This is a genomic window from Nocardia sp. NPDC004711 (genome assembly GCF_053601595.1).
The window spans coordinates 96,211-106,816 of the sequence record NZ_JBSGCB010000036.1; the positions used below are offsets into that span (position 1 = coordinate 96,211).

The 10,606-nt window shown below is 71.2% G+C and carries 4 protein-coding genes; 1 reads left to right on the plus strand and 3 read right to left on the minus strand.

The window, feature by feature from the left end:
• Window positions 1-224: 224 nt before the first annotated feature.
• The 3 genes from ACWEKS_RS31930 to ACWEKS_RS31940 form a co-directional block, all read right to left on the minus strand.
• A complete protein-coding gene (locus tag ACWEKS_RS31930; RefSeq protein WP_452343520.1) occupies window positions 225-7,655 on the minus strand; it encodes an amino acid adenylation domain-containing protein in 7,431 nt (2,476 codons plus the stop codon).
• A 216-nt stretch (window positions 7,656-7,871) separates the two neighbouring features.
• Window positions 7,872-8,852 (minus strand): LuxR C-terminal-related transcriptional regulator, encoded by a 981-nt coding sequence (locus tag ACWEKS_RS31935; protein ID WP_452343521.1) that lies wholly within the window; start codon window positions 8,850-8,852, stop codon window positions 7,872-7,874.
• Between the two features lie 59 nt (window positions 8,853-8,911).
• Entirely contained in the window at window positions 8,912-9,751 is an 840-nt protein-coding gene (locus ACWEKS_RS31940; protein ID WP_452343522.1) for a M23 family metallopeptidase, read from the minus strand.
• A gap of 198 nt (window positions 9,752-9,949) precedes the next feature.
• On the opposite strand from ACWEKS_RS31940, the gene ACWEKS_RS31945 reads away from it, so the two are divergent.
• A partial coding sequence (locus tag ACWEKS_RS31945) for a nitronate monooxygenase (protein ID WP_452343523.1) occupies window positions 9,950-10,606 on the plus strand: 657 nt, incomplete at its 3' end.

Here is a 10,606-nt window from a genome sequence, read left to right on the forward strand (position 1 = left end):
CGTCGAATTTCTTCGACAGCCCGGGCCGAGAAACCGACTCGCCCGGGCGAACCGGCACAGCATAGCCGCGCACAGCAGCTACGGCGGCTCGAACTGGAGGGACTATCGGCGGCCCGGCCCCGGCGTTGCACCATGTGACCTGCGCCATAGCGATTGCTTTTCGCTACCACTCGCGCCGCCGGGAGGTGGATCCGGCGGCGCGAGCACGGCCCGCTAGCGCTCGGCTACTCGGGCAGGACGAGCACGGCGGCGTCCGTCCAGCGCTCGGCGGCCGTCGTCGGCGCGTCGAGCACCACGGCCCGAAGATCCTCGAGCGGAGCGGGATTCAGCTCGCCGAGGCGATCGTGGTCGGCGAAGACGTGGGTGACCCACTCGTCGGCCAGCGTCTCCGAGAGATCCGGTCCGGCCGAATCCACCAGGACCACAGAGGCTCCGACCGCGCCCGCCGCGACCACTTCGATCAGGGTCAGCGCCGAATCGGCCGCACCGTGGTGGAAGGTGCGCGACTCGAAGGTCAGGTCGAGAGCGCGGGCCCGGTCCACCGCGGCGGCCAGGCCGTCGTAGGTGAGGGTCCGGTCCGCCGCCGCGTAGGCGATGTCGGTGCCGCTCAGTGCGCGAATCCGGTTGGCGTAGGTGACCGGTCGCGCCGATTCGGCGGCGATCTCGGTCGCCGTCTCGGAGTCGTCGAGCGAGAGCCATTCGATGCCGCGCACGCTGTCGGGCGCGGTGCCGACGGTGATGCCGACCTTCACATCCCGGCCCGGGACTTCCGCGGCGGCGAAGGGCACCACCATGGTGCCCGCCTTCAGCACCGCCCACGCCGCGACCACCTGGTCGACGCCACGGTCCAGGCGCAGCACCACGCCGGTGCCCGGACCGCTGCCCCGGGCGATGAGCACCCGGGCCAGCCGGGAGGAGCGGGCGTCGAGTTCCTGATAGGTGAGCGCCTCGTCGCCCCACACCAGCGCCGGGCCGTCCGGGTCGTCCTCGGCGGCGGTGGTGAGCACCTGGGCCAGGGCGGCACCACGCACGCCGAGCCCGGCGGGTTCCGGCGCGGGCTGCGACAGTGCCTGCACCGCAGCGGATTCCGCGACGTCCAGCAGCACGATGTCGCCGACCGGCAGCTGTGGATCCGCGGCGACCGAGGTGAGCACCCGCTCGAGGGCCCGGCCGAAGGACGCCATGGAGGATGCCTCGAACAGCTCGGTGTCGTAGTTGAGGATCACGGCCAGCTCACCCGCAGCGCCCGCCGCGCCGGGGCGCGGTTCCACGCTGATCTGCAGATCGAACTTGGCCGTCGCCAGCTGGGTGTCGACCGCCGCCACCGTCAGGCCCGGCAGCTCCAGCACCGGGGTCTCGGTGTTCTGCAGCGAAAGCACCACCTGCAGTAGCGGATTCGCCGCAGTTCGGCCGGGCGCGGCGAGTTCGGCGACCCGTTCGAACGGCACATCCGCGTGGGCGAAGGCCGACAGGTCGGTCTCGCGGGCCCGCTCGACCAGCTCGTCGAACGGCGCGGCCGCGTCGACCCGGGTGCGCAGGGTGAGGGTATTGACGAACATGCCGACCAGATCGTCGAGCGCACGCTCGCCGCGCCCGGCGACCGCCGTGCCCAGGACGATGTCGGCGCTGCCCGACAGCCGCGACAGCCAGGCCGCCACCGCCGCGTGCACCACCATGAACAGCGACGCATTGTGGTTGCGCGCCAGGCGATTCAGCCCCGCGTGCACCTCGGCGGGCAGGGTGAAGTCGAGCAGCGCGCCGCGCATGGCGGCCGCCGCCGGGCGCGGCCGGTCCAGCGGCAGGATCGGGCGGTCCGCCAGTCCGGCCAGCTGCTCACGCCAGAACGCGACCTGCGCGGCGGCGGGCGAGTCCGAGTCGTCCTCGACGCCGATGGCCGCCCGCTGCCACACCGCGTAGTCGGCGTACTGCACCGGCAGCGGCGCCCACGCCGGGGCCTCGCCGGCGGCGTGCGCGAGGTAGGCGGTCATCAGGTCGCGGGCCAGCGGGGCCATGGAGGCGCCGTCGGCGGCGATGTGGTGGGCCACCAGGACCAGCAGGTAATCCTCCGGGTCGTCGCCGGTGATCAGGCGCACCCGCACCGGAACCCGCTGGGCCACATCGAATCCGGTGCCGACCAGCTCGGCGACCCGGCCGCCGATATCGCCGGACCGCTCCACCTCGAGGCCGTGCGGCAGCACATCGGCGACCGAGAGGATCTCCTGGTAGGCCGGTGCGCCCGGAGCCGATTCGGGGTAGCGCGTACGCAGCACCTCGTGGCGGGTCAGCACATCCTCGACGGCGTGCCGCAGGGCGGGCACATCCAGTGCGCCGGTGAGGCGGACGACCATCGGAATGTTGTAGGCCGGGGACTCCGGATCCAGCTGATTGAGCACCCACATGCGCTGCTGCGCAAGGGAGAGCGGGACGCGCGCCGGACGCTCCCCCGCCACCAACGGCGGACGCACGCCCGTCGCGGCCCCCGGCACGATACGCGCCGCCAGACCGGAAACCGTTGCGGTCTCGAAGAGTTCGCGCACGGCCACATTGGCGTCGAGGGCGGCGTTGATGCGGGCCACCGCGCGGGTGGCGATGAGCGAGTTGCCGCCCAGCTCGAAGAAGTCGTCGTCCGCGCCCACCCGGTCCGCGCCGAGCAGTTCGGCGAAGACATCGGCCACGCTCTCCTCGATCGGGGTCGAGGGCGCGCGGAAGGTCCTGGCCTCGAACACCGGGGCCGGGAGCGCCCTGCGGTCCAGCTTGCCGGAGGCATTGAGCGGGAACGCGTCGAGCACCACGACGGCGCTGGGCACCATGTAGGCCGGAAGCGCCCGGGCCAGACCGGCTTTCAGCTCCTCGGCGGTGGCCTCGGGGCTCACCACGTAGCCGACCAGCTGATCACCGGTGTGCGCGTCCGCGCGTACCACCACGACCGACTGCGCGACGCCCGGCTGCGCCAGCAGCGCCGCCTCGATCTCGCCCAGCTCGATGCGCAGTCCGCGCAGCTTCACCTGGAAGTCGGTGCGGCCCAGGTACTCCAGTTCACCCGCAGCATCCCACTTCACGAGATCGCCGGTGCGGTACAGCCGTTCACCCGTGCCGAACGGATCGGCCACGAAGCGGTCGGCGGTCAGATCGGGCCGTTCGACGTAGCCGCGCGCCAGCTGCACACCGGCGAGATACAGCTCGCCCGCGACACCGACGGGCACCGGATTCAGGCGCGAATCCAGCACGTAGACACGGGTGTTGAAAACGGGGCGGCCGATCGGCACCGACACCGTGTCGGCATCGGTCACCTCGTGATAGGTGACGTCGACCGCGGCCTCGGTCGGACCGTAGAGGTTGTGCAGCCGCGCACCGGTCAGCTCCCGCAGCTGCCGCGCGGTGGGTGCGGGCAGCGCCTCACCGGAGGCGAACACCCGACGGAGTTTGATTGCCCTCCGCTCCGCTCCGGGCGGGTTCGCGGCGCTGAAGGTCTCGTTCTTCCCTCCCTCCGCTCCTCCGCTTCGCTCCCCCGCTCCACTCGGTCCAGAACGAGACGCGCCGCGAACCATCTGGCCGGCTTCACCCAGTGCCGCAAGGAATACCGCGAGCATCGACGGCACGAAATGCACGGTGGTGACACCATGTTCCGCGATGATCTGCGCCAGGTACACCGGATCGCGATGCCCGTCCGGTTTGGCGACCACCAGGCGCGCACCGGTCTGCAAGGGCCAGAAGAACTCCCATACCGACACGTCGAAGGTGGCCGGGGTCTTCTGCAGCACCGCGTCTTCCGCGGTCAGCGGATACTCGTGCTGCATCCACACCAGGCGATTGACGATGGCCCGGTGCTCGACGGCGACGCCCTTGGGGCGGCCGGTCGAGCCGGAGGTGAAGATGACGTAGGCGGTGTGTTCCGGCCGCAGCGGCCGGACGCGCTCGGCATCGGTGATCGGCGCGCCGCTGTGCGACCGCGCCGCGGCCTCCGCCCGCTCCACCGTGACGGTCACGACATCACGTGCACCGGTGTCGAATTCGTCCCGCTCGGCGGTGAGCAGCAGACGCGGGCGCGCGGTGTCGAGAATGTGGCCGATGCGGTCGAGCGGCTGGTCCGGATCCAGCGGCACGTACGCGGCGCCGGCGTGCAGCACCGCGTACATGGCCACGACCAGTTCCGTCGAGCGCCGCAGGGCCAGCGCCACCAGTGACTCCGGCCCCACGCCCTCGGCGATGAGCAGCCGCGCCAGGCGATTGGCCCGTTCGGACAGCTCGCGATAGGTGAGGGTCTCCTCCGCGAAGCTCAGCGCGACGGCGTCCGGGGTGGCCGCCACCTGCGCCTCGAATCGCGAAACCAGGGTCGCCGCAGCGCCTTCCGGCAGCGTCGCCGCCACGTCGAAGGCGGTGGCGTTCCAGTCGCCCAGCACCCGCTGCCGCTCCCCCGCGGAGAACAGCGCGAGATCGCCGACCGGAGCGGCCGGGGCGGCGGTCACCGCGGCGAGCACCCGCTGGAAGCGGGCGGCCAGCTCGGCGACCGTGGCGGCGTCGAACAGGTCCAGGGCGTAGGAGAATTCGGCGGCCAGGCCGGTGGCGTCGCCGTGCTCGTCGTGCGACTCCTGCATGGTGAGCTGCAGGTCGAACTTGGCGAACGGGATCTCGAGGTCCGCGCCGGCCACCGTGAGCCCGGGCAGTTCCAGGCGGGTGGGCGCCATGTTCTGGAAGGTCAGCATGACCTGGAACAGCGGATTGCGGGCCTGCGAGCGGGCCGGGTCCAGTAGTTCCACCAGGCGCTCGAACGGCACGTCGGCGTGGCCGAAGGCGCGCACGTCGGTCTCGCGCACCCGTGCCACCAGGTCCGCGAAGGAGACGGCCGGGTCGATGTCGGTGCGCAGCACCAGGGTGTTGACGAACATGCCGATGAGGTCGTCGAGTTCGGCCTCACCGCGTCCGGCCACCGGCGTGCCGATGGCGATGTCGCGGGTGCCGGAGAGGCGGGCCAGCAGCACGGCCAGCGCCGAGTGCACCACCATGAACAGGGTGGTGTTGTGCGTCTCGGCGAAATGCCGGGCGGCCGCGTAGATCTCGTCGTCGATGCGGAAGGCGTGGGTGCCGCCGCGGTAGGAGGCGACGGCGGGCCGCGGCCGATCCCAGGGCAGCACCAGCTCGTCGGGCAGGCCCGCGAGAGCCTCGCGCCAGTAGGCGATCTGGCGGGACAGCGCCGAGTCCGGATCGTCCTCGCTGCCCAGCGATTCCCGTTGCCACACCGCGTAATCGGCGTACTGCACCGGCAGCGGGGCCCACTGCGGCGCGCCGCCGCGCATGCGCTCGGCGTAGGCGGAGACCAGATCGCGAGCCAGCACGCCGATCGAAACACCGTCGGCGGCAATGTGATAGATCGCGGCCACCAGCACGTGCTCGTCGGGCGCGAGCCGCAGCAGGCGCAGCCGCAGCGGCGGCGCGGCGGTGACGTCGAAGCCGGCGCCGACCACCTCGGCCACCCGGGCCGGGATCTCGGCGGCGTCGATGTCGACGACCGGCAGTTCGGGTAGCGCCCGCGGATCGCCGGCCGGCAGCACCAGCTGGTAGCCCTCGCCGTCGACCTCCGGGTAGATGGTGCGCAGGACCTCGTGGCGCGCAACCAGATCCGCGGCCGCGGCGCGCATGGCGTCCACGTCGAGGGCGCCGGACAGCCGTACCGCGAGCGGCATATTGTCGACCGCGCTGTTCGGGTCGAAGCGGTTGAGGAACCACATGCGCTGCTGTGCGAACGACAGCGGCACCCGGTTCGGGCGGGGCAGCGAGCCGAGCGCCGGTCCGGCGGTGGCCGGGGCCGATTCGCCGTCGAGCCGGCGGGCCAGCTCGGCCACGGTCGAGCCCTCGAACAGCGCGTGGACCGGGACCCGCACACCGAGTGCGGTGCCGATGCGCGCGGCGGCCTGTGCGGCCAGCAGCGAGTTGCCGCCGAGTTCGAAGAAGTCGTCGTCCGCACCCACCCGCGCGTCCGGATTGTCCGGAATCAGCAAGGCGGCGAACACTTCCGCGACGATCTCCTCGGCGCGGGTGGCGGGGGCGCGGAACTCGCGGGCCGCGAAAACCGGTTCCGGCAGGGCATTCCGGTCCAGCTTGCCGACCGGGGTCAGCGGAATCTCGTCCAGCACCAGCAGGGCGGCGGGCACCATGTAGGCAGGCAGCGATTCGCCGACGTGCGCCGCCAGCGCCGCGGTGTCCAGGGTCGCGCCCGGCCGCGGCAGCACGTACGACACCAGCGCGGTCGCGCCGGAGGGCAGCGTCTTGCCCAGTGTCGCAGCGAAATCCACGTCGGGGTGCGCGCTCAGCGCATTGTCGATCTCGCCGAGTTCGATGCGCAGGCCGCGAATCTTGACCTGGAAGTCGGAGCGGCCCAGGTACTCGATGACGCCCGGGTTGTCCGATTCGGCGGGGGTGCGGCGCACCAGGTCGCCGGTGCGGTACAGGCGCGCGCCCGGCGTGCCCGCGGCCTCGCCGAAGGGACTCGCCACGAAGCGTTCCGAGGTCAGCCCCGGTCGCCCCTTGTAGCCCTGCGCCAGCGCAGGACCCGACAGGTACAGCTCGCCGACCACGCCGTCCGGCACCGGCCGCAGGCGCGAATCCAGCACGTACGCACCGACACCCGGGATGGCGGAGCCGATGGTGATCGGCTCGCCGGGCAGCAGCGGGGCGCTCGAGGTGGCGAGAATGGTCGCCTCGGTGGGGCCGTAGCCGTTGTAGAAGGAGCGCTCGGCGGTCGCCCAGCGCGACACCAGTTCCGGACCGAACTTGTCACCGGCCACCACCACGGTGGTCAGCTCGGTCAGCCCGGCCGGATCCACCGATTCCAGTGCGCCCGGGGTGATCAGCACATGGGTGACGGCCTCGCGGCCCAGCAGCTCGGCCAGTTCCACGCCGCCGAAAACCCCGGCCGGTGCGATGACGAGGGTCGCACCGGCGGTGAAGGTCAGCAGCAGTTCCAGCACCGAGACGTCGAAGCTCGGCGAGCAGACGTGCAGCACACGCGAATCCGCGGTGACCGCGTAGTGCTCCCGCTCGGCGGCCACCAGCCCGGCCAGGCCGGTGTGGGTGACCACCACGCCCTTGGGCTTTCCGGTCGACCCGGAGGTGTAGATGACATAGGCCGGATGCTGCTCGGTGAGCGTGCCCGGCCGGTCGGCGTAGGAGATGGGGTGATCCGGGTGCGCGGCGATACGCTGCGCGTGCGCCGGATCGTCCAGTTCGATCCACTCGGCGGCGGTGCCCAGCGCGGCGCGGTACTCCCGCGTCGTCAGGCCCAGCACCGCGCCGGAGTCGGTGAGCAGGTGTTCGATGCGATCGGGCGGATAGGCCGGATCGACCGGCACGTAGGCGGCGCCCGTCTTGGCGATGGCCCAGACCGACAGCACCGATTCGATGGAGCGGGTGATGCCGATCGCGACCATGTCGCCGGGGCCGACGCCGCGGCCGATCAATTCCCGGGCGAGCTGCGAGGATCCGGCATCGAGTTCGCGGTAGCTGATCTCGCGCTGGTCGGCCGGGTTTCCAGTGGGATTGAACCGGATGGCGACGTCGTCGGCGGCGGACTCGACCGCGGCGGTGAGCAACTGCCCGAAGAGTGGGCTGCCGGACCGACGCCGACGATTACCGCGAGCTGTACGGCGGGCAGTATCCATTCGCGTGCATTCACCTCTCGGGTTCATCTTTTCCGCAGGCCGAAGACACTCGGCCCGACCCACGAAAAATGGCGTCTTGTTCCCTATGGATCGCCAACGGGTGAGCGGATCAAACAATCATATCGATGCTCGCGCGCGGCCTCGAGCGGCCCGAGCACAGTGACTATCGCTGAGCAGCAATGATTGTTGCTATGAAGTGACTTGCACCACAGCGGTTCAGAGCCAGCCGCGGCGTGTCGCCTGCACGCCGGCCTGGAACCGCGTGCTGGCGCCCAGTCGCTCGAGCAGACTCGCGGTGCGGCGCACCACCGTTCGACGCGAGAGGCCGAGCCGGCGGGCGATGGTGTCGTCGGTGGCGCCCATGCTCATCAGCGTCAGGATGGCCTTGTCGCGCTCGTCGAGGGCTTCGGCCGGGTTCACCGAGATCGGCGTGGCCATCAGCCACAGCGAGTCGAAGGTCTTGACCAGCAGGTCGAGCGTGGGCGACGGGCCGACGCGCACGCCCATGGGGTCGCCGCGGCGCTCGTCGGTGTGCAGCACCAGCACCGCGCGCCGATCGTCGGCGACGATCAGCTTCATGGGCGGGTCGGGCAGCGTACGCGCTTGCGCCCCAATCGCATTGGTGGCCAGGACGTGGCGCAGCCGCTCCGGGTCCTGGTAGATGGTCTCCTGGTACAGGGTGCGGTAGGCGATGCCCGCGGTGATGCGCGAGGACTTCAGCTCGAACATCCGCTCCTCGGTCTCCACATCGGAGAGGAACGGGCCGCGCTCCACCACCTTCACGCAGGCGTGCGCGGTGTGCTGCAGGTCCTCGAAATCGGCCAGCAGCTGGCGGCGTTCATAGACCGCCACCACCGCGCCGTCGGCATCGGCGGTGCGGCGCACCGAGCGGAAGGTCTCGCCCAGGCGCGCGGCGGCCGACTGCATGCGCAGCATGTCCTGATTACGCCGGCGAGTCTCGGCCTCCGACAAGGCTTCCGGCGCATGCGCGTCGAAACGCACCACGCCCTTGCCGTCGGTGAGGCGCACCGCGGCCTCGAGCTGGCACAGCGCCTCCAGCGCGGCCTCGGCCGCGCGCGGCGGGATGGTCAGCCGCTCGGCCACCTCGAGCACGGTCGAGCGCGGGTGCTGCACGAGCACCGCGTAGGAGCGGCCGGGCACGGAGGCCGGGTCGAAGAGGTCGTCCAGTGTCGTCACCGCACCCACCGGCGGGCGCCGGTCCGGAAAGCGTCCGGTCGAGGGCAGCGGTGAACGGTCTACTGGTCCGGTCCCCACTGCTGCTGCATGAGAACGCCCTTGCTGGCTAGCCATGGCAGCGGATCCATCTTGTTGTCGGCGGCGTCCCAGATCTCGAGGTGCAGATGGGGACCTGTGGAGTTTCCGCGGTTTCCCACGGAGGCGATGACATCGCCGGTGTTCACCCGCTGGCCGACGGTCACGTACATGTCGTTGACGTGGCCGTAGACCGCGGTGGTGCCGTCGTCCTGCTTGACGCGCACCCAGAGGCCGAAGCCCGAGGCGGGGCCGGCGGAGATGACCTCGCCGCCCATCACCGAGTGGATCGGCGTGCCGATCGGGTCGGCGAAGTCGATGCCGTAATGCATTGCGCCCCAGCGCATGCCGAAGCCGGAGGTGAGCTGGCCGTCGACCGGCTTGACCACGTTCGGGCCCGGGTTCAGCTGCTGCTGGAGGTTCTTGAGGGTCTGCTCGGCCTGCTGCAACGGCGCGGAGATCTCCGGCGGCAGGTTCTGCAGGCCGAACGGGGCCGGGTCGGGCGTGGTGGCCGCGATCGGCTGGGCCTGCGGGGTCTGCGCCGCGGGGGCGGAGTCCCTGGCCTGCTTCAGATCGAGGTCGGCCTGCTCGGCCGGGGCGACGTCCTCGCCGATGGTGGCGGGCTTCTCGTCGTGCGTGGGTAGCAGCGGCGCGGCGTGCGCCAGGGCCGGGACCAGCTGGGTTCCGGTGCCGATCAGGGCGCCGGCGGCGACGGCCACGCCCGCGGCGGTCTTCACGCGCTCGGCGGTGGAGGGTTCGGCCCGGTGGCGGCGGCGCGGCATGGTGACAGTGCTGCCCGCACCGGAATCACCGAGCAGATCCATGACTGTGACAGAGTTCGCGGTCGTTCGATGGTGCGGCACTGCAAGTCCTAGCGCTCGGTGGGTCCGGTAACGATTCGGCATCGCTGTGACGGAAACAGTACTCGCTCGTGACCAATTCGCAACCTTTTGTGCGATAACGCCAGGTCGAGTGCTCGAACCCTTGGTCACAAACCGTAACCGAAGGCGCACACTGGCGAGATGGTTCTCGACGAGTTGGATACGCCGATCGTTCTTGCCCCCATGGCGGGCGGACCCTCCACCCCCGAACTGGCCGCCGCCGTGACCGAGGCCGGCGGGCTGGGCTTCGTGGCCGCCGGATACCTGCCCACGAGCGAACTGGCCGCCCGGATCAAGGCCACGCGGGCGCTGACCTCCGGGGCGTTCGGGGTCAATCTGTTCTATCCCTCCGAACCGAGTCCGACCGATCGGTTCGATACATATATAAGGACGCTGGCGGCCGAGTTCCCGGTCGGCGAGGCCCGCTACGACAGCGACGACTGGGCCGCCAAGCTGGATCTGCTGATCGCCGATCCAGTGCCGGTGGTGTCCAGCACCTTCGGCTGTCCGTCCGCCGGGGAGATCGCGCGCCTGCACGCGGCCGGGTCCGAGGTGTGGGTGACGGTCACGACCGCGGCCGAGGCCCGGCAAGCGGTCGCCGCGCGCGCGGACGTGCTGATCGCACAGGGCGCGGAGGCGGGCGGGCACCGCGGCGTCTTCGTCGACGATCCGGCCGACGACCTCACCGACCCGCTGGGGCTGCTGACGCTGCTGCAACTGCTGCGCGCCGAGATGGCCGCGCTCGGGAACGACACGCCGATCGTGGCGGCGGGCGGCATCGCGACCGGGGCGGCGGTC

Bases quoted from the DNA above. Each gene is read 5' to 3' on its own strand.
- ACWEKS_RS31930 (WP_452343520.1), bottom strand. From the start codon at position 7,655: ATGGATACTGCCCGCCGTACAGCTCGCGGTAATCGTCGGCGTCGGTCC.
- ACWEKS_RS31940 (WP_452343522.1), bottom strand. From the start codon at position 9,751: ATGGATCTGCTCGGTGATTCCGGTGCGGGCAGCACTGTCACCATGCCG.